The 18,555-nt window shown below is 56.6% G+C and carries 19 protein-coding genes and 1 pseudogene; 7 read left to right on the plus strand and 13 right to left on the minus strand.

The window, feature by feature from the left end:
* The first annotated feature begins 196 nt into the window (after nt 1-196).
* Entirely contained in the window at nt 197-2,305 is a 2,109-nt protein-coding gene (locus AC07VR_RS25115; protein WP_495012908.1) for a molybdopterin oxidoreductase family protein, read from the plus strand.
* Between the two features lie 124 nt (nt 2,306-2,429).
* A complete protein-coding gene (gene grxD / locus AC07VR_RS25120; protein ID WP_150643657.1) occupies nt 2,430-2,771 on the plus strand; it encodes a Grx4 family monothiol glutaredoxin in 342 nt (113 codons plus the stop codon).
* Between the two features lie 170 nt (nt 2,772-2,941).
* Here grxD and bfr read toward each other — a convergent pair whose 3' ends face one another.
* Entirely contained in the window at nt 2,942-3,412 is a 471-nt protein-coding gene (bfr, locus tag AC07VR_RS25125; RefSeq protein WP_494992007.1) for a bacterioferritin, read from the minus strand.
* A 200-nt stretch (nt 3,413-3,612) separates the two neighbouring features.
* Nucleotides 3,613-3,831: a bacterioferritin-associated ferredoxin gene (locus AC07VR_RS25130; RefSeq protein ID WP_489071701.1), complete on the minus strand. Its 219-nt coding sequence runs from the start codon at nt 3,829-3,831 to the stop codon at nt 3,613-3,615.
* 316 nt (nt 3,832-4,147) lie between these two features.
* Between AC07VR_RS25130 and AC07VR_RS25135 the strand changes: the two genes are divergently transcribed.
* Nucleotides 4,148-4,750, plus strand: coding sequence for a peroxiredoxin (locus tag AC07VR_RS25135; RefSeq protein WP_494992008.1), 603 nt, complete (start codon nt 4,148-4,150; stop codon nt 4,748-4,750).
* Nucleotides 4,751-4,824: 74 nt separating this feature from the next.
* Here the strand turns inward: AC07VR_RS25135 and rnt are convergent, their stop codons facing one another.
* Complete coding sequence (rnt, locus tag AC07VR_RS25140) at nt 4,825-5,502, minus strand: ribonuclease T (protein ID WP_494992009.1); 678 nt, start codon at nt 5,500-5,502, stop codon at nt 4,825-4,827.
* Nucleotides 5,499-6,545, minus strand: a complete 1,047-nt coding sequence (gene pyrC, locus AC07VR_RS25145) for a dihydroorotase (RefSeq protein WP_495012909.1) — start codon at nt 6,543-6,545, stop codon at nt 5,499-5,501. The genes rnt and pyrC overlap by 4 nt, the downstream gene beginning before the upstream one ends.
* 170 nt (nt 6,546-6,715) lie before the next feature.
* On the opposite strand from pyrC, the gene AC07VR_RS25150 reads away from it, so the two are divergent.
* Together AC07VR_RS25150 and AC07VR_RS25155 are read left to right on the plus strand one after the other, a co-directional pair.
* Nucleotides 6,716-7,624: a flagellar protein MotY gene (locus AC07VR_RS25150; protein ID WP_494992011.1), complete on the plus strand. Its 909-nt coding sequence runs from the start codon at nt 6,716-6,718 to the stop codon at nt 7,622-7,624.
* A gap of 129 nt (nt 7,625-7,753) precedes the next feature.
* On the plus strand, nt 7,754-8,971 hold the full coding sequence (locus tag AC07VR_RS25155) for an argininosuccinate synthase (protein WP_480413230.1): 1,218 nt from the start codon (nt 7,754-7,756) through the stop codon (nt 8,969-8,971).
* Nucleotides 8,972-9,412: 441 nt separating this feature from the next.
* On the opposite strand, the pseudogene AC07VR_RS25160 reads toward AC07VR_RS25155, so the two are convergent.
* Nucleotides 9,413-9,685, minus strand: a pseudogene (locus tag AC07VR_RS25160) (hypothetical protein); the annotation flags it as partial.
* Between the two features lie 805 nt (nt 9,686-10,490).
* On the opposite strand from AC07VR_RS25160, the gene AC07VR_RS25165 reads away from it, so the two are divergent.
* Together AC07VR_RS25165 and AC07VR_RS25170 are read left to right on the plus strand one after the other, a co-directional pair.
* On the plus strand, nt 10,491-11,117 hold the full coding sequence (locus AC07VR_RS25165) for a response regulator (RefSeq protein WP_494992013.1): 627 nt from the start codon (nt 10,491-10,493) through the stop codon (nt 11,115-11,117).
* Between the two features lie 21 nt (nt 11,118-11,138).
* Entirely contained in the window at nt 11,139-11,339 is a 201-nt protein-coding gene (locus tag AC07VR_RS25170) for a hypothetical protein (protein ID WP_494992014.1), read from the plus strand.
* A gap of 32 nt (nt 11,340-11,371) precedes the next feature.
* On the opposite strand, the gene AC07VR_RS25175 is transcribed toward AC07VR_RS25170, so the two are convergent.
* The 8 genes from AC07VR_RS25175 to metG form a co-directional block, all read right to left on the minus strand.
* Nucleotides 11,372-11,551 carry a PA3496 family putative envelope integrity protein gene (locus AC07VR_RS25175; RefSeq protein WP_494992015.1) on the minus strand — a complete coding sequence of 60 codons (180 nt, stop codon included), beginning with the start codon at nt 11,549-11,551 and terminating at the stop codon, nt 11,372-11,374.
* Between the two features lie 107 nt (nt 11,552-11,658).
* Nucleotides 11,659-12,297: an endonuclease III gene (nth, locus tag AC07VR_RS25180; protein ID WP_495012910.1), complete on the minus strand. Its 639-nt coding sequence runs from the start codon at nt 12,295-12,297 to the stop codon at nt 11,659-11,661.
* A gap of 25 nt (nt 12,298-12,322) precedes the next feature.
* On the minus strand, nt 12,323-12,913 hold the full coding sequence (locus AC07VR_RS25185) for an Rnf-Nqr domain containing protein (RefSeq protein ID WP_494992016.1): 591 nt from the start codon (nt 12,911-12,913) through the stop codon (nt 12,323-12,325).
* Entirely contained in the window at nt 12,906-13,517 is a 612-nt protein-coding gene (locus AC07VR_RS25190) for an RnfABCDGE type electron transport complex subunit G (protein ID WP_495012911.1), read from the minus strand. The genes AC07VR_RS25185 and AC07VR_RS25190 overlap by 8 nt, the downstream gene beginning before the upstream one ends.
* Nucleotides 13,514-14,509: an RnfABCDGE type electron transport complex subunit D gene (locus AC07VR_RS25195; RefSeq protein ID WP_495012912.1), complete on the minus strand. Its 996-nt coding sequence runs from the start codon at nt 14,507-14,509 to the stop codon at nt 13,514-13,516. The genes AC07VR_RS25190 and AC07VR_RS25195 overlap by 4 nt, the downstream gene beginning before the upstream one ends.
* Nucleotides 14,496-15,695, minus strand: coding sequence for an electron transport complex subunit RsxB (gene rsxB, locus AC07VR_RS25200; RefSeq protein WP_495012913.1), 1,200 nt, complete (start codon nt 15,693-15,695; stop codon nt 14,496-14,498). Before rsxB ends, AC07VR_RS25195 begins: the two co-directional genes overlap by 14 nt.
* A complete protein-coding gene (locus tag AC07VR_RS25205) occupies nt 15,692-16,279 on the minus strand; it encodes an Rnf-Nqr domain containing protein (RefSeq protein ID WP_495012914.1) in 588 nt (195 codons plus the stop codon). Before AC07VR_RS25205 ends, rsxB begins: the two co-directional genes overlap by 4 nt.
* A gap of 135 nt (nt 16,280-16,414) precedes the next feature.
* Complete coding sequence (metG, locus tag AC07VR_RS25210; protein ID WP_495012915.1) at nt 16,415-18,460, minus strand: methionine--tRNA ligase; 2,046 nt, start codon at nt 18,458-18,460, stop codon at nt 16,415-16,417.
* Nucleotides 18,461-18,555 lie beyond the last annotated feature (95 nt).

Raw genomic sequence — 18,555 nt, forward strand, 5'->3', positions numbered from 1 at the left:
CCCCCCCCCCCCCCCCCCCCCCCCCCCCCCCCCCCCCCCCCCCCCCCCCCCCCCCCCCCCCCCCCCCCCCCCCATCGGTTGGCCTGATATCCTTCGATTCACAAGACGAACGTCGCTGGCGCAGGAGTCGGTCAGGCACCATAGTTTTGCTCCCGCAGCCTGACGCTGGTTGCCTCGAATAAAATAGAGACTGGCCATGACCAAGACTCTCCATCACCGTGCCTGCCATCTATGTGAAGCCATCTGCGGTTTGACCATCGAAACCACTGCAGTCGACGGCGCTGGCGTACAGATCACCTCGATCAAGGGTGACCCGCAGGACACTTTCAGTCGCGGTCATATCTGCCCCAAAGCGGTAGCGCTGCAAGATATCCAGAATGATCCGGACCGCCTGCGTCAGCCCATGCTCAGGGTTGGCAGCGAATGGCAGCCGATCGACTGGGATGAGGCATTTGCGCTGGTAGCCGAACGGTTTGGAGCGATTCAGGAGCGTCATGGCCTCAATGCCGTGGCGGTTTATCAGGGCAATCCCAGCGTGCATAACTATGGGCTGATGACCCACAGCAATTACTTTCTCGGTTTGCTGAAAACCCGCAACCGGTTTTCCGCGACCTCGGTCGATCAGTTGCCCCAGCACTTGAGCAGCCATTTGATGTACGGCCATGGCTTGTTGCTGCCGATTCCGGATATCGATCACACCGACTTCATGCTGATCCTGGGTGGCAATCCGCTGGCCTCCAACGGCAGCATCATGACCGTGCCGGATGTGGAGAAGCGCCTGAAGGCGATTCAGGCGCGGGGCGGCAAAGTTGTGGTAGTCGATCCACGACGCAGCGAAACGGCGGCTATCGCCGACCAGCATGTGTTTGTCCGTCCGGGCGGCGATGCGGCGCTGTTGTTCGGGTTGCTCAACACGTTATTCGATGAAGGCCTGACTCGCGAGAGCCATTTACCTGTGGATGGTCTTGATGAGGTTCGCCAGGCCGTCAGCCGTTTCACTCCAGAGGTGATGAGCGCGCGCTGTGCAGTTCCGGCCGGGCAGATCCGCCAGTTGGCGCGGGACTTCGCTGCCGCGGACAAGGCGGTCTGCTATGGCCGTATGGGCGTTTCCACCCAGTCATTCGGCACCCTGTGCCACTGGCTGGTGCAACTGATCAATCTGGTGACCGGCAATCTTGACCGGGTGGGTGGTGCGCTGTGCACGGAACCTGCGGTGGACCTGGTGGCTTCGACCTCGGGTGGTCATTTCAATCTCTGGCAAAGCCGGGTCTCAGGGCGTCCTGAATATGGTGGAGAGTTGCCGGTGTCGGCGCTGGCCGAAGAAATGCTCACCGAAGGGGAAGGGCAGGTACGGGCGCTGATCACGGTAGCCGGAAACCCGGTGCTGTCGACGCCCAATGGCCGGCAACTCGAGCAGGCGCTGGACGGGCTGGAGTTCATGCTCAGCATCGACTTGTACATCAACGAAACCACCCGTTACGCCGACTTGATCCTGCCGTCGACGTCGGCGCTGGAGAATGATCACTACGACACCACGTTCAATATGTTTGCGGTGCATAACGTCAGCCGTTTCAATCGGGCGATTCTGGCCAAACCCGAGGGGGCGTTACACGATTGGGAAATTTTTGTCGGCCTGGCTCAGGCCTTCGCAGCGAAGAGCGGCAAACAACTCAAACCAACCATTGCCCCGGCGCAAATGATCGACCGAGGGCTGCGTGCGGGTCTATATGGCGATGCTTCGACGTATAAATTGTCTGTCGCGACCTTGTTCGACTATCCCCACGGGATCGATCTTGGGCCGCTAAAAGCCAATCTTGGGCCACGCTTGAAGACTGCCAATCAACGCGTTCAGGCGGCGCCTGCGGCGATTCTGGCTGACCTGGAGCGTTTTGCCGCGCAGCAAGCGCCATCGGCCGATGAACTGCTGCTGATCGGCCGTCGGCATGTGCGCAGTAACAACTCCTGGATGCACAACTATCACCGCCTGGTGAAAGGCAAACCGCGTCATCAATTGCTGATGCACCCGGATGACCTGGCCAGTCGCGGCCTCAGTGATGGGCAGCGGGTGCGTGTCAGCTCACGGGTCGGAGCCATCGAAGTTGAAGTGTTGGCAAGTGTTGAGATGATGCCGGGTGTGGTCAGTCTGCCTCATGGTTGGGGACATGCGCGGCCAGGTGTGCAGATGGGGATTGCCAGCGGCCAGCCGGGTGCCAGCGCCAATGACCTTACTGATGAGCGACAGCTGGATGAGCTTTCGGGCAACGCAGCGTTGAACGGCGTGCCGGTCAAGGTGGCGGCGGCCTGAGTGCCGCTGGATGAAATCTGCGATGATGAGTGTCTGTCGGGGAGACCGAGCATGGCGCCCGGCTTTCCGTTACAATGCGCCACCGTGCCGACAACTGAGTCGGAAAGTTCAGCCGAGGTGCTTCATGGATATCATTGAAACTATTAAAGAGCAGATTGCCAACAACACCATTCTGCTTTACATGAAAGGCTCGCCGAATGCCCCGCAGTGTGGCTTCTCTGCGAAAGCCGCTCAGGCCGTCATGGGCTGTGGTGAGAAGTTCGCTTATGTGGACATCCTGCAGAACCCGGAAATCCGCGCCAACCTGCCAAAATACGCCAACTGGCCAACCTTCCCGCAATTGTGGGTCGGCGGTGAGTTGGTCGGCGGTAGCGATATCATGACTGAAATGGCCGCCGACGGTTCATTGCAGGCCACGATCAAAGCTGCTGTCGAAAAAGCCGCAGCGAACAAGACTGAAGCCTGACGCGATCCTGTAGGTGTAGGTGTAGGAGCCGAGCTTGCTCGCGATGGCCATCTCAAGGACGCCATCGCCGGCAAGCCGAGCTCCTGCAGAGGTAGTGAGTAATCACCGCAAAAGCCCCGCCTCTCGAAAGAAGGCGGGGCTTTTTGTTACGTCGAGATTTTGGCGCCAGGTTATTCGCCCATCTGCGATTGCAGGTAGTTCTCAAGACCGACTTTATCGATCAGGCCCAGTTGGGTTTCCAGCCAGTCGATATGTTCTTCTTCGGACTCGAGAATATCTTCCAGTAGTTCACGGCTACCAAAGTCACCAGTCACTTCACAGTGAGCGATGGCTGCCTTGAGGTCGGCGTGGCCGGTTCTCTCGATGCGCAGGTCGCACTCAAGCATTTCCTTGGTGTGTTCACCAATATGCAGCTTGCCGAGGTCTTGTACGTTTGGCAGGCCTTCGAGAAACAGGATGCGCTTGATCAGCTTGTCCGCATGTTTCATCTCGTCGATGGATTCGTGGTACTCGTGTTTGCCGAGTTTGTTCAGGCCCCAATCTTCATACATGCGCGCATGCAGGAAGTACTGATTGATCGCGACCAGCTCATTGGCAAGGATCTTGTTGAGATGCTGGATGACTGTAATGTCGCCTTTCATGATGGAAGTCCTGTCCTGTCTCCGCTGTATATAAAGCAGAGTTTGAGCCGCGCAATTACAAGTGTCAAACCTAAGTTATTGAATAATATATGAAAATTAATCGGAATAAGAATGTTTGTGTTCCGCGTCTTAGTGCTAAGCGATTGAATTCTAGGCATAAAAAAACCGGACATTAAGTCCGGTTCTTTCAAATACGTAATTTAAGCGGCGGAAAATTCTACTGGGTAGGGGATCGCGGCCTGGCTGCTTTGCAGTTCGGTCAGGGTTTCGCGTACCACTTGTTTGGCAAGGCATGCGCATTTGCCGCATTGGCTGGCAACACCGGTGGCTTGGCGCACCTCACGGTAGCTGCAGCAACCGTCAAAGATCGCATCGCGGATTTGCCCGTCAGTGACGCCTGTGCAGAGGCAGACATACATATGTGAGAACCGTCGCTGGTTATGGCTCAATTGCGATGGATCTTAATGTTAACGAGAATGATTGTCAAAGTGCTTTCTGAAAGCTTTGAGCTGGCATGGGGGTTGGCTGACGAACGGTATTGGAGCTTTGATGTTGATGTCTTCAAATGTCAGACCGGCTTTTTAACGTCGTAATAAAAACCGCTAAGGACAGGTCAAAAACGCGGTGTATGATGCTCGGTCCTTGCGAAGGGAGATCACGTCACAGAGTTGTCGCTGACCCGTGGCAGACTTGGCTGGATCTTGTCCTTCACTCCACCACACCAGGAGATATCCAATGAGCGTACTCGTAGGCAAACAAGCCCCTGACTTCACCGTCGCCGCCGTACTTGGCAATGGCGAGATCGTAGATAGCTTCACCCTGTCCTCGGCCATCAAAGGCAAATACGGCCTGGTGTTCTTCTACCCACTGGACTTTACCTTTGTCTGCCCGTCCGAGCTGATTGCTCTGGACCACCGCATTCCTGAATTCAAGGCGCGCAACGTTGAAGTAGTCGCTGTTTCCATCGACTCCCACTTCACCCACAACGCCTGGCGCAACACCCCGATCAATGCCGGCGGCATCGGTCAGGTTCAATACACCATGGCTGCAGACATGAAACACGAAATCTGCAAGGCCTACGACGTTGAGTCCGAAGGCGGCGTGGCCTTCCGTGGCGCATTCCTGATCGACGACAAAGGTGTTGTCCGTTCGCAAATCGTCAACGACCTGCCACTGGGCCGTAACATGGACGAACTGCTGCGTCTGGTCGATGCCCTGCAATTCCACGAAGAGCACGGCGAAGTCTGCCCGGCTAACTGGAAAAAAGGCGACAAAGGTATGACCGCTTCGCCAGAAGGCGTTGCTGCTTACCTGAGCGAGAACGCCGGCAAGCTGTAAGCTGCGCGTCACGCATAAAAAAACCGGCTGAGAGGCCGGTTTTTTTATGGGCGTGATTTCTTCAGGCGACGTGATCAGTCGTTAAAGTCTTCCCAGCCACCCATTTGTTTCCAGCGGTTGACGATGCCGCAGAACAGCTCGGCAGTCTTCTCGGTATCGTAGCGCGCCGAGTGGGCCTCGCGACCGTCGAAGTCGATATCGGCAGTCTGACAGGCCTTCGCCAGCACGGTTTGACCATACGCCAGACCGGCCAGCGTTGCAGTGTCGAAGCTGGAGAACGGGTGAAAAGGGTTGCGCTTCATGTCCAGACGCGCGACAGCGGCGTTGAGGAAGGCCAGATCGAAGCTGCTGTTATGCCCCACCAGAATCGCACGTTTGCAACCATTGGCCTTCAGGGCCTTGCGTACACCGCGGAAGATATCGGTCAGGGCCGTTTCTTCGCTGACCGCCATGCGCAGCGGGTGATCGAGCTTGATCCCGGTGAACTCCAGAGCCGCTGCTTCGATGTTCGCGCCTTCGAAAGGCTCGACCCGGAAAAAATAGGTGTGTTCGGGGAACACGAAACCTTTTTCGTCCATGCCGATGGTGACTGCTGCGATTTCCAGCAATGCATCGGTGGCAGAGTTGAAACCACCGGTTTCAACATCGACGACTACCGGCAGGTAGCCACGAAACCTGGCCGCCATCGGATGGCGCGAACCGCCGCCACCGTTATGGCCGTCTTGGTCGTCGTCGAAATGGTCTTCACTCACGAGTGTTTCTCCAGCAGACGCCAGCGCAGTTTTTCACCGGCGCGCAGCGGGATTACAGACAGCTCGCCAAACGGCAGGCTGGTAGGGGCGGTCCACTCTTCGCGAACCAGGGTGATGCGGTCGGTGTTTGCGGGCAGGCCATAGAAGCGCGGGCCGTGCAAACTGGCGAAGCCTTCGAGCTTGTCCAGCGCATTGCGCTGTTCGAAGGCTTCGGCGTACATCTCGATCGCAGCATAAGCGGTGTAGCAACCGGCACAACCACACGCGGCTTCTTTGGCGTGTTGAGCGTGCGGTGCCGAATCGGTGCCGAGGAAGAACTTCTCGCTGCCACTGGTGGCGGCGTCGAGCAGTGCTTCCTGGTGGATATTGCGTTTGAGGATCGGCAAGCAATAGAAGTGCGGGCGAATCCCGCCAACCAGCATGTGGTTGCGGTTGTACAGCAGGTGATGGGCGGTGATGGTTGCGCCCACATTGGCGTCCGCCTCACTGACGAACTGGACGGCCTCGCGGGTGGTGATGTGTTCGAACACCACTTTGAGTGTCGGGAAGCGTTCCACGACCCGACGCAGGTGTTCGTCGATGAACAGCTTTTCACGGTCGAAGACATCGACGTCGCCGCGAGTGACTTCACCGTGAATCAGCAACGGCATCCCGACTTCGGCCATGGCCTCCAATGCGGGAAAGATCTTGTCGATGCTGGTGACACCAGAGTCCGAGTTGGTGGTCGCACCGGCCGGATAGAGCTTGGCGGCGTGGACGAAACCACTGGCCTTGGCCTCGCGAATCTCTTGAGGCTCGGTACGATCGGTCAGGTAGAGCACCATCAACGGTTCGAAACGGCTGCCGGCCGGGCGCGCAGCGAGAATGCGCTGGCGATAGGCATCGGCTTGCGCGGCGTTGCGCACCGGTGGTACCAGGTTGGGCATGATGATGGCGCGACCAAAGGTGCGCGCGACATCCGCAACAGTATTGGCTAGCACAGCACCATCGCGAAGATGTATATGCCAGTCGTCGGGACGCAGCAGGGTCAGGCGGTCGGACATTGGGGATTCCAGGCGGGTCAAACTGAAGGGAATGCTACCGGAAAAGACTCTCTCAGGCACTCGCTATCAAGTTTTGCAGCAAGCTTCCGATATCCCATAGGTGTGCTGTAAACAAGTGATATGCCGTAAACGTGTGTCGGTCTTTTGTGTAGAAGCCAGTGGAGCCTCCCGTGCGCCAGCGTTATTTAGCCTTGCTCAGTGTGTTTGTCAGCCTGCCCGCGATGGCTCTGACTTTCCAGACGCGTCTGGAGAGCATCGAGTGGAAGGTCGAAGGCGACAAGTTCGAGTGCCGTCTGACCCAACCTATTACCGATTTTGGCTCGGGTGAGTTTGTTCGGCGTGCAGGCGAGCAGGCGACGTTCCGCCTCAAGGCCTACAACTCGATGCTCGGTGGCGGCTCGGCGACCTTGTTGGCGGCGGCTGCGCCCTGGCAGCCGGGGCGCGGCGACATCAATCTGGGTTCGGTGAGAGCCGGCAGCGGCGATGTACTGTTTAACAGCTCGCAGGCGCAGGCCGGTCGATTGTTCAGTGGCCTGATGGATGGTCGTAGCCCGGTGGTTCGCCATTATTCCCGTGAGGGTCGTGTTTCCGAAGTTCGTTTGTTGCCGGTCAAATTCAACAAGGCCTACAGCGACTATCAAGCGTGCACAGCCAAGCTGTTGCCGATGAACTTCGAACAAGTGAAGCATGCCGAGGTCGGCTTTCCAGGCGGTGGCATCGACCTGGATGCGCAGGCCAAGGCCAGATTGCAGGTGGTGCTGGAGTTCCTCAAGGCTGATCCAACCGTCAATCACATCGAACTGGACGGTCACTCGGACAACAGCGGCAATCGTCTGACCAATCGCGATCTGTCGCGGCGCAGAGCCTTGGCGGTGATGGACTTTTTCAAGGCCAACGGCATCCAGGAGTCGCAGATCAGCATGCGATTTCACGGCGAGAGTTATCCTCTGGCGCCCAATACCAATCCCGCCAATCGGGCCAGGAATCGCCGGGTCAATGTTCAGCTTGAGCGTGTTGCACCTGCCGAAAAGCCGGCCCCCCAGATCAGCTCCACGGGCAATACCGCGGCGACGTCCTGAAACCGCTGTAATCGTCGCTCGCTCGACATAATCTGTCGCTTCATCGTCATAAGCTGTCGCGCCTCTGTAAAATATCCGGTTTGAGCGGTAGACTAGAAAGCTTTCCGTACAACCCGGTGGAGTAATGGCATGGCGGACGTAAACAAGGTCGTTCTGGCGTATTCCGGCGGCCTGGACACTTCGGTGATCCTCAAGTGGCTGCAGGATACTTATAACTGTGAAGTGGTGACCTTCACCGCTGACCTGGGTCAGGGCGAAGAGGTCGAACCTGCACGCGCCAAGGCACAAGCCATGGGCGTGAAAGAGATCTACATCGACGATCTGCGCGAAGAGTTCGTCCGCGATTTCGTTTTCCCTATGTTCCGCGCCAACACCGTTTACGAGGGCGAGTACCTGCTGGGTACCTCCATCGCTCGTCCGTTGATCGCCAAGCGCTTGATTGAAATTGCCAACGAAACCGGCGCCGACGCCATTTCCCATGGTGCAACCGGCAAAGGTAATGACCAGGTTCGTTTTGAACTGGGCGCCTATGCGTTGAAGCCTGGCGTCAAAGTCATTGCTCCATGGCGTGAATGGGATCTGCTCTCCCGTGAAAAGCTGATGGATTACGCTGAAAAGCACAACATCCCTATCGAACGCCACGGCAAGAAAAAATCCCCGTACTCGATGGATGCCAACCTGCTGCACATCTCCTATGAAGGTGGCGTGCTGGAAGACACCTGGACCGAGCACGAAGAAGATATGTGGCGCTGGACCAAGTCGCCAGAAGACGCTCCGAACGTTGCAACCTATCTTGAGTTGACCTATCGCAATGGCGATATCGTCGCTCTGGACGGCGTTGAAATGACTCCGGCCACCGTCCTGGCCACGCTGAACCGTATTGGCGGCGAAAACGGCATCGGCCGTCTGGATATCGTCGAGAACCGCTATGTCGGTATGAAGTCCCGCGGGTGCTACGAGACACCTGGTGGCACCATCATGCTGCGTGCTCACCGTGCAATCGAGTCGATCACCCTGGATCGCGAAGTCGCTCACCTTAAAGATGAGTTGATGCCTAAATACGCCAGCCTGATCTACACCGGTTACTGGTGGAGCCCTGAGCGTCTGATGCTGCAACAGATGATCGATGCCTCTCAGGCGCACGTGAATGGCGTGGTTCGTCTGAAACTGTACAAAGGCAACGTCATTGTCACCGGCCGTAAGTCCGATGAATCGTTGTTCGATGCCAATATTGCGACTTTTGAAGAGGATGGCGGCGCTTACAATCAAGCGGATGCTGCTGGCTTCATCAAGCTCAATGCATTGCGCATGCGTATTGCCGCAAACAAAGGTCGGAAGTTGTTCTGATTGCCTGAATGCGACTCAAGAAAATGGCCCTGCTGCACGCAGGGCCATTTTTTTTGCATGTTATGTTTAGTTCAAGCTGCCTTGTTCGGTGTGAACGCTTGAATGACGCTTGATGTGGCGTTGTTTTCATCCTGCCTCACGCAGAATTCGGGTTGTTCTACCCCGTCTTGATTCTGCTTTTGTTGCGTTGATCTGCCGGGTATCAACGGTGTGGCAGCGGTGCAGTGCCAAAGGCAAATGAAGAGTGTGATGTGCGAATAAATTGATATGCACAGGTGCGGCTTGTCCATGGCGTGATGAGTAGCGCTACTCCTGCTGTCGGAATATGTGGTTCTGTGGCGGGCATCCAGGCAACTATGCCGGTGGGCGGAAGTCTTTCTCCTTGTCGGCGGTGTGATTTTTCTGTTTAAGTAACTCAGGGCCTGGAGGGGTGGTTTTCACTCTTTCCGGACGAGCTGCATCGTCAATGATTTTGATGAAGTGCTTTCCTTTCTCGAAATCGGAAGGCGCGTACAGTGATTTGTAGTTGAAATTCAGCGTGGCAAAGAAAAGCAGTATCAGGACATAGGGGAAAGTAATCAGGAACCAGACATAGACTTGACGTTCCTCGTAGTCAAAAAATGGAAATGATACAGCTGCCGAAGCTTCTGTTAGCGCTGCGAAGATGGCAATGATGGTCATTGGGTTGGTTGTTTTCTTTCGGTGTCTATTCATTTTTATCTCACTTGATAGTGTTGTTTTTATATCCTTGGTTTCACGTTGGTGGAGATGCAAGCAGCTAGATGGCTTGATTAAATGCGGCTGCCATCCAGCTCGACGTTACTTTGGGGGTTGCGTATAAATAGGGGATTCCCTTCAAGCGTTGAAGTCGGTACGGTTTGCTCATTATCGATGCTCACGACAAGTATGGGCGTTGTGCAGGTTGGTGGTTTGGTTTTCTGTTGGGTTTTTATTGCTGCTTGTAATGATTTCAGGCCCGGTTTGACAATGGACAGAGCGGACGTAATAGGTGCGAGTAGGCGTCTGGCAGGTCAGTTCAGTACAGGGAGTATCCTGTGGGTTGTGCAGTGCCCATGCGGCTAGTCCGTCTTGTATTGGAAAGTTGATGCTGTGTATTACCTTGAGTGGTGAGATGCTTGAAGCGGCGGATTGTTGCCTGGAGTGAATTGTTTCTTTCCATTGCTAAATACCCATGGTTGCACTGAAGTGCAGGTGGCTGAGTGTCATTCAATAATAATCTGCCACAAAATAACTAACGACAATTCAGCCTGAATGATTCGACGAGCTTCCATTATGGACGTCATGTGATACAAAAAAGATCGTCAAACCAAGGTGGGTAGCAGGCTGATTAAATTTTAAGACACATCCTTTTCGGTGTTTTTTTGTAGGGTAAATCCGTGTTGTTTGTAGGTATGGTCTCTGGGTGCTGGTGACCGGGGGGGGGCACGATGCCAAGGGGGAAATGACTAGGCTATTGTGCAGACTCTAAAAAATCGAACAACGAAAATTGGACTTGCCCATGAATAAAGTGCTGATCGTGGATGATCATCCCGTCATTCGTCTGGCTGTACGCATGCTGATGGAGCGCCATGGCTATGAAGTCATCGCGGAGACGGATAATGGCGCGGACGCCTTGCAGCTGGCCCGTGAGCATGTGCCGGATATTGTTATTCTGGATATCGGAATTCCAAAACTTGATGGTTTGGAAGTTGTCGCGCGTCTGACTTCAACACCCCAGCCTTTAAAAGTGCTGGTATTGACCTCGCAGGCGCCAGGACATTTTTCCATGCGTTGTATGCAGGCCGGTGCCGCGGGGTATGTGTGCAAGCAACAAGATCTGACCGAACTGCTTAGCGCGATCAAGGCAGTGCTTTCCGGTTACAGCTATTTTCCCAATCAGGCGTTGCATACTGTGCGTTCGAGTTTGGGGAATGCCAGCGAAGCGGATATGGTCAACCGTCTTTCCGGTCGGGAAATGATGGTGCTACAACAACTTGCACGTGGAAAGACCAATAAGGAGATTGCCGATGGAATGTTTCTCAGCAATAAAACAGTCAGTACATACAAGACGCGCTTGCTGTTAAAGCTTAATGCCCGCTCATTGGTTGACCTGATTGAGCTTGCACAACGCAATGGTTTGGTTTGAATCGCGATACGCGAGAATGTAATGACCGGTGTGGCGATGGCGGGTGGCATTGCGCGTTACTCGGTGTTCATCGGTTTATCCAGGTCTACCCGAGTACTCGCACAACATGCTTTTCTCTTGGCGCCCTTGCAGATGCCACCTGTTTTCCATGACCGGTACTGCTCTATCGCCGACGGGATGTCCATGGGAAAAACGGTGGTCAAGGTGCTGGGCAGCCAATAAAAAAAGCCTCCGCTTCGGGAGGCTTTCAGGTGCTAAAGATCAAAATCGTAATCGGCCAATTGCTTTTGCAGACGGCGCTCTTCCAGAAGATTATCAATGGTGCGGCGTTTGCTCAGATTGGTCTTTGCCACCTCCACCACAGGCTCGGCATCCTCTGCTTCAACGGCGGTGAAGTCGTCTTCTACGTCCAGTTGCTCTTTACCAGCGCTCATAAGGTTAACTCCAGGCTAAGACTGCCGTTGGCGCTCCTTATAACGATAATCCGGTGGCGGGTAAAAAAGATTTTTTCAATCGATCGATCGTCAAAATCTATGCTTGCTCAATCGTCAGAGGTCTTGTGCTTGTATTCGCACAGGTCTTCTATCCGGCAGCTGCCGCAGCGTGGCTTGCGAGCCTGGCATACGTAGCGTCCGTGGAGGATGAGCCAGTGGTGCGAGTCGAGCAGAAATTCCTTGGGCACGAACTTCATCAGTTGTTTTTCCACCTCGACGACATTTTTCCCCGGAGCCAGTCCCGTTCGGTTACTGACCCGAAAAATATGCGTGTCGACGGCCATGGTGAGCTGGCGAAAGGCTGTATTGAGCACCACGTTAGCGGTTTTGCGTCCCACTCCGGGGAGTGCTTCAAGCTCTTCGCGTGTTTGCGGAACCTCACTGTTATGACGCTCTACCAGTAACCGGCAGGTCTCGATCACGTTCTTCGCTTTGCTGTTGTACAGGCCAATGGTTTTGATGTATTCCGACAACCCTTCGACACCGAGGGCATAGATCGCTGCAGGTGTGTTGGCAACCGGGAATAGTTTTGCTGTGGCCTTGTTGACCCCGACGTCAGTCGCTTGGGCGGACAAAATCACTGCAATCAACAGTTCAAACGGCGAGGAATAGGCCAGCTCGGTTTTCGGTTCCGGATTGTCCTCTTGAAGCCGGCGGAATATTTCCAGACGTTTTGCAGCGTTCATGGGTAGAGCGTTTCCTTGACGGCAGTCAGTGTGGTTTCGAAGAAGCGGCCCAGGCCTGTTTCGCGGCGATCAACAACCCTAGCAGGATAAAACCACCTGGCGCCAGAGTGAGCAGGCGTGGCCCCGTATCCTGAGCCCATAACCAAAGCTGCCAATGATTATCGGTGGATCCTGCCAACCACGACAGATGGGCACCCAGGGAACCCGTTCCCAGGACTTCTCGCAGCGTGCCAAGCGCAACCAGCAGCGCGCCGAACAGGCCTGACAGTCGTAGGCGGTCAGACATAGAGCACTGTTCGAAAAAACCGTTGAGCTCAAGCAGCACGCATTGAAGGGCAATCAGCCCAAGATAAATTCCCAGGCTTTGATGCAGTTCAAAAGCCCGGACTTGCAAGGCCAGTTCTGCACAACTGACGATCGTGGCAGCCAGCACGATATTGGCCATCAGGCGCAGGCTCGGGCTGAGCCAGGTCCGAATCGCTTTCATGGCCATGCCATAGATTGCGATGATCAGAATGGACATCAACCACAAACCGGTGGCCTTCACCAACGTGTCGCTGACGCCAATCAGTGGCGCGAGCGTCAGCGAATTGCGCAGTGTCGTGGTGTTAGTCATGAGCAGGCTTCCCTGTGAGTTGCGCCTGATGCTCGTCAAAATAACGCAGCGCCTCATGAATGGCACTTATCACCGACCGTGAGGTAATCGTTGCTCCGGCCATCTGATCAAACTGGCCACTGTCCTTTTTAAGTGCCCAGCCCGAATCGGGCGGATCATTGCGTGATTTGCCGGAAAAACTCTGCAGCCAAGGGTTTGGGGTCGTTGCAATTCGGCCTCCAAACCCTGGGGTTTCTGACTGTTTGAGGGCTTTTACACCGAGTAGCTTGCCGTTTGCCCCGATCCCGATCAACAGCTCTATAGGGCCTGCGTAGCCCACCGTTTGACTGTGCAGAATCACCGCGCTGGGTTGACCGGATTGAGTCGCCAGATAGCCGCCAAGCAATCGGCTACTGCCAAGCTCTACGTCCGTGAGCGAGAGCGGCTGATCCAGTGGCTGATTGTCGTAGCTTCCCTGGGGCAGCATTTCCAACAGGTTACGGTTTTGTATTGCGCGTTGTTCTGCCGCGATGCGTGGCGTGGCGACTTGTTGCACCAAGAAGGTCGCAGTTGCACCCAGACCGGCCAGTAACACCAGAATCAGTATGCCGACATTTGTGTTCATGGCGCAGAAGGCTCCGGCTGGGGAGCGAAAAGGCGCTCTAGCGCGGGTACGGTGAGGTTCATCAACAACACGGCAAACGCCACGCCGTCTGGATAACCGCCCCAAGTACGAATCAGGTAGGTCAGCAGGCCAACGCCGGCTCCGAACAGCAACCTGGCTTTGGGGCTCCTGGCGCCAGAGACCGGCTCGGTGACGATAAAGAACGCCCCCAGCATGCTCGCGCCCGTCAACAGGTGGAACAGAGGAGAACCATGGGAGTCGGAGCCCGAGCCGTTCCAGCACAGCAGACTGATGATAAACAGACTGGCAAGCATGCCGACCGGGGCGTGCCAGCTGAATACCCGACGTTGCAGTAGAAACGCGCCGCCGGCGAGGAACGCCAGATTGACCCACTCGGCTCCTTTACCCCCAAAGTGACCGAACGCGGCATTGCCGGCGAACAGTTCGTCCATGGTCAGGCTTTTGTTGATCCGCACACTGTCCAGGGCGGTGGCCTGGACCCAGGCGTCGGGTGCCGAGCCGCTGAAACTGAAGCCCAATACCTGTTGCAAGCCACCGAGCAGATCCATGCCGTGGGAGGCCGGCCAGTGCGTCATCTGCTGCGGAAACGACACCAGGACCAGTGCGTAACCAAGCATGGCGGGATTGAACGGGTTTTTACCCACACCGCCATACAGGTGTTTTCCAAACAACAGCGCGAACGCGGTTGCGCTCAGCGTCAGCCACCATGGGCAGTAGGGCGGTAATGCCAGGGCCAGCAATGTCGCGCTGACCAGCGCGCTTCCATCGCTCAGAGAGGGCTTGAGGGGACGCCTGCGTAAACCGAGGACGGCAGCCTCAACGGCCAGCGCTGTGGAACCGGCCAGCAGCAAGTTGATCAGTACCCCCCAGCCGTACAACCACAGCAACACGAAAATCCCCGGCAGTGTTGCCAGCAGCACCAGCTTCATTGCCTGCTGAAGGCGCTCATCAACCCTTTCAAGAGGCGACATAAGCATTGACCTGACGCTCAGCTTCGCTCAGCCGGTTTCGAGCCTTGGTCAGGAGGTCTGCTGGTGTCTCGGGGTGTCGCTCAAGCTTGCTGACATCCGCTCGAGCGTAGGCCAATTCGGTTTTCAGCTGCCGCAGGCGATTATCGATGGGCCGTTTCTCGACCCGCAGCAGATCGGGAGCGGGTTGCTCACTGGCATTCTCGGCGCGGTGCAAAGCCTGCTCAGCTTCAGCCAGGGCAGTAACCAACTCCGCAATTTGCTCGATCGATGCTTCGCTGCTCCGGGCTTTTTGCAGTTCGGCGCGGCGCATGGCCAATTGAATTTTCGCGCGCTTGAGGTCGGCGTCCTTGGCCGGAGCCGGCTGTGGCGCGAGTGTTGCGCTGCTCTCCAGCTGCGCCAACGCAAGTTCTGCGACCTCGAACTGTTGTTGCAGAATGATCAGTTGCGACTGCTGTTCAAAGGTTGGCGGATGCCCGAAGGCCTTCAGCGACTTGTTCAGTTGTGCGCGGCTCATTGCCAGTTCGATCTTGGCCTTTTTCAAGGCCGCATCGGCAGCGGCGGCTTTCTGCGCCTGAACCCGATCGATGGCTGCTTGAACCGGGTCGACTGGCACTTCGCTGTGCTGCTGGGCGCGTGCGTGGCGTTCGGCCAGCTTTTGCTCTTCTTCGCGGCGCAGACGAGCGTTACGCTGTTCGAAACGATGACGCGCGTGATTGCGCTTCTCGGTCCGGGCGCGTTGTTCTTGCGGGCTGAACGCCAGCCCTCCGACAATCGGCACCACCGTGGCCAGCGGCAATGGATGCATTTCAATGCAATCTACCGGGCAGGGCGCCACGCAGAGGTCGCAACCGGTGCATTCGTCGATGATCACTGTGTGCATCAGCTTGGCCGCGCCGACAATCGCATCCACTGGGCAGGCCTGGATGCATTTGGTGCAGCCGATGCATTCGGCTTCACGAATAAAGGCAACTTGCGCAGGGGCCGATCCACGTTCCGTGTCCAGCTCCAATACCGGTACTTTCAGAAGATCGGCCAGCGCCGAAATGGTCTCACTGCCACCCGGTGGGCACTTATTGATCGCCTCACCGTTGGCAATGCCTTCAGCGTAAGGTTTGCATCCGGGGTGACCGCATTTACCGCATTGGGTCTGCGGCAACAGGGCATCTATGCGTTGAATCAGACTCATGTTTTGATCAGTCCGGTGAAACCGAGAAATGCCACGGCCATCAGCCCGGCGCTGATCAATTCGATCGGCAAGCCGCGAAAGGGCAGAGGGACGTCATTATTGAGGGTGCGCTGACGCAAGTCGCTGAATAGACTCAACACCAGCCAGAAGCCCAAGCCTGCACCGAGGCTCAGCGCGATCGTATAGCCCAGGCCTTTGTCGCCCTGTGTGCTGAGCAGGACCAGGCCGAGGACGCCAGCATTGCCCACCAACAGAGGCCAGAGGCTGCTCAATGGCAGCTGTGGGAAACAGCGCGAAAGCAGGCTCAGGATTGGCCTGATCAGCAAAATGCTGAGGGGCAAAAAGACAAACAAACGCAGCGACGTCAATGCCAGCGGAACCAGCAGGTAATGGTAGAGCGCATAACCGAGGACGCAGCTGACCAGCATCAGGCAGGTTGTTGCGATGCCCAAAGCATGCACTTGCTGGCGCTCGGCACCCGGTTCGCGGATTGTCTGGAGCAGCGGATCGACGCCTAGCGGCCATTGCAATACGAAATTATTGATCAGGGCAGCGCTGATAAGCGTGAGAAGAAGGTCGGTCATGATCGTGCCGGGTTGAGCGAACAGGTCTGTAGCCTAAAGATTAGGCCTTATCCGGCAAGGAGGAAGGGCCCACCGGATATGAAAATCCCCCCGCCACGAAACGACATGGTGGGGGGATCAATCCAGCGCTGAGTCTTACTTGATACGCTGGCCTGGCTTGGCGCCGCTGTCCGGGCTGAGCAGGTAGATTTCTTCACCGCCGGGACCGGCGGCCATCACCATGCCTTCGGAGATCCCGAAGCGCATTTTGCGCGGCTTGAGGTTGGCAATCATCATGGTCAAGCGGCCTTCCAGCTCGGCCGGGTTCGGGTAGGCGCTCTTGATGCCGGAGAATACGTTGCGCTGCTCGTCACCGATATCCAGGGTCAGGCGCAGCAGTTTGTCTGCACCTTCCACCGGTTCTGCCTTGAGGATCAACGCCACTCGCAAGTCCACGGCGGCAAACGCATCGAAATCAATCTCGGCCGACAGCGGATCCTTGAGCAATTCGCCATTACCTTGCGCAGCACCGGTGTCGGTCTGGCTGGCGGCCAGGTCCTCTTTCGAGGCGTCGGTCATGGCTTGTACTTTCACTGGGTCGATCCGTGTCATCAGCGGTTTGAACTCGTTCAGCTGATGGTTGCTGAGCAGGGTCGCGTGATCGTTCCAGGTCAGTGGTGCGACGTTGAGGAACGCCTCGGCGTCGGCGGCCAGCAACGGCAGCACGGGTTTGAGGAAAATCACCAGTTGGCGGAACAGGTTGACGCCCAGGGCGCAGATCGCCTGGACTTCGTCTTGCTTGCCTTCCTGTTTGTTCAGCGACCATGGCGCCTTGTCAGCGATCCAGGCGTTGGCACGGTCGGCCAGGCCCATGATCTCGCGCATGGCACGGGCGAAGTCGCGCGCTTCGTACGCTTCAGCGATGCTTGGCGCGGCGGCCAGGAACGCTTCGGTCAGCTCGGGCGCGGCGTTACCGGCCACCAGCACACCGGCGTTGCCTTTGTGGATGAAGCCTGCACAGCGGCTGGCGATGTTGACCACTTTGCCGACCAGATCCGAATTGACCTTCTGCACGAAGTCTTCGAGGTTCAGGTCCAGATCGTCGACGCCACGGCTGAGTTTGGCCGCGTAGTAGTAACGCAGGTATTCCGGCGACAAGTGGTCCAGGTAGGTCCGGGCCTTGATGAAGGTGCCGCGGGATTTGGACATCTTCTGGCCGTTGACGGTCAGGTAGCCATGGACGTTGATCGCGCTCGGCTTGCGGTAGCCTGCACCTTCGAGCATTGCTGGCCAGAACAACGCGTGGAAGTTGACGATGTCCTTGCCGATGAAGTGGTACAGCTCGGCAGTGGAGTCCTTGGCCCAGAACGCGTCGAAGTCCAGCTCCGGACGACGGGCGCAGAGGTTCTTGAAGCTCGCCATGTAGCCGATTGGTGCGTCCAGCCACACATAGAAATACTTGCCAGGCTCGCCTGGAATCTCGAAGCCGAAGTACGGCGCATCGCGGGAGATGTCCCACTGTTGCAGACCGGCGTCCAGCCATTCGGCGATCTTGTTCGCCACGGCGTCCTGCAGGGTGCCGCTGCGGGTCCAGCTCTGCAGCATTTCCTGGAAGTCCGGCAGCTTGAAGAAGAAGTGTTGCGAATCCTTGAGCACCGGTGTGGCGCCGGAGATCGCCGACTTCGGATCTTTCAGATCGGTTGGCGCGTAGGTTGCGCCACATTTTTCGCAGTTGTCGCCGTACTGGTCTTCGGTGCCGCATTTCGGGCAGGTGCCCTTGATGAAGCGGTCGGCCAGGAACATTTTCTTTTCCGGGTCGAAATACTGAGTGATCGAACGCGTGGCGATGTGCCCGGCGTCGCGCAGCTTCAGGTAGATCTGGCTCGACAGTTCGCGGTTTTCTTCGGCGTGGGTCGAGTGGAAATTATCGAAGTCCACCAGGAACTCGGCAAAGTCGGCGCTGTGTTCAGCCTGGACGTTGGCGATCAGTTGTTCCGGGGTGATGCCTTCCTTTTCCGCGCGCAACATGATCGCCGAGCCGTGAGCGTCGTCCGCGCAGACATAGATGCATTGATTGCCGCGATGCTTCTGGAAGCGCACCCACATATCGGTCTGGATGTACTCAAGCATATGGCCAAGGTGGATTGAACCATTGGCATAGGGCAGGGCGCTGGTGACGAGGATCTTGCGTGGCTCGGACATGGGGCTCGGCTACTTGATGAAACGGAGGTCGGCCACTATAAAGCGCCGGCGCACTTTTTTCACCCCGTGGAGTGTTATTCCGGTTCCTTGTAGCA

This window comes from Pseudomonas sp. GW821-FHT02H09 (assembly GCF_059421425.1).

Excerpts from the sequence above, each read along its gene's own strand:
- AC07VR_RS25115 (WP_495012908.1), top strand. The coding sequence starts at position 197 with ATGACCAAGACTCTCCATCACCGTGCCTGCCATCTATGTGAAGCCATC.
- grxD (WP_150643657.1), top strand. The coding sequence starts at position 2,430 with ATGGATATCATTGAAACTATTAAAGAGCAGATTGCCAACAACACCATT.
- bfr (WP_494992007.1), bottom strand. The coding sequence starts at position 3,412 with ATGAAAGGCGACATTACAGTCATCCAGCATCTCAACAAGATCCTTGCC.
- AC07VR_RS25130 (WP_489071701.1), bottom strand. The coding sequence starts at position 3,831 with ATGTATGTCTGCCTCTGCACAGGCGTCACTGACGGGCAAATCCGCGAT.
- AC07VR_RS25135 (WP_494992008.1), top strand. The coding sequence starts at position 4,148 with ATGAGCGTACTCGTAGGCAAACAAGCCCCTGACTTCACCGTCGCCGCC.
- pyrC (WP_495012909.1), bottom strand. The coding sequence starts at position 6,545 with ATGTCCGACCGCCTGACCCTGCTGCGTCCCGACGACTGGCATATACAT.
- AC07VR_RS25155 (WP_480413230.1), top strand. The coding sequence starts at position 7,754 with ATGGCGGACGTAAACAAGGTCGTTCTGGCGTATTCCGGCGGCCTGGAC.
- AC07VR_RS25165 (WP_494992013.1), top strand. The coding sequence starts at position 10,491 with ATGAATAAAGTGCTGATCGTGGATGATCATCCCGTCATTCGTCTGGCT.
- AC07VR_RS25170 (WP_494992014.1), top strand. The coding sequence starts at position 11,139 with ATGACCGGTGTGGCGATGGCGGGTGGCATTGCGCGTTACTCGGTGTTC.
- AC07VR_RS25175 (WP_494992015.1), bottom strand. The coding sequence starts at position 11,551 with ATGAGCGCTGGTAAAGAGCAACTGGACGTAGAAGACGACTTCACCGCC.
- nth (WP_495012910.1), bottom strand. The coding sequence starts at position 12,297 with ATGAACGCTGCAAAACGTCTGGAAATATTCCGCCGGCTTCAAGAGGAC.
- AC07VR_RS25185 (WP_494992016.1), bottom strand. The coding sequence starts at position 12,913 with ATGACTAACACCACGACACTGCGCAATTCGCTGACGCTCGCGCCACTG.
- AC07VR_RS25190 (WP_495012911.1), bottom strand. The coding sequence starts at position 13,517 with ATGAACACAAATGTCGGCATACTGATTCTGGTGTTACTGGCCGGTCTG.
- AC07VR_RS25195 (WP_495012912.1), bottom strand. The coding sequence starts at position 14,509 with ATGTCGCCTCTTGAAAGGGTTGATGAGCGCCTTCAGCAGGCAATGAAG.
- rsxB (WP_495012913.1), bottom strand. The coding sequence starts at position 15,695 with ATGAGTCTGATTCAACGCATAGATGCCCTGTTGCCGCAGACCCAATGC.
- AC07VR_RS25205 (WP_495012914.1), bottom strand. The coding sequence starts at position 16,279 with ATGACCGACCTTCTTCTCACGCTTATCAGCGCTGCCCTGATCAATAAT.
- metG (WP_495012915.1), bottom strand. The coding sequence starts at position 18,460 with ATGTCCGAGCCACGCAAGATCCTCGTCACCAGCGCCCTGCCCTATGCC.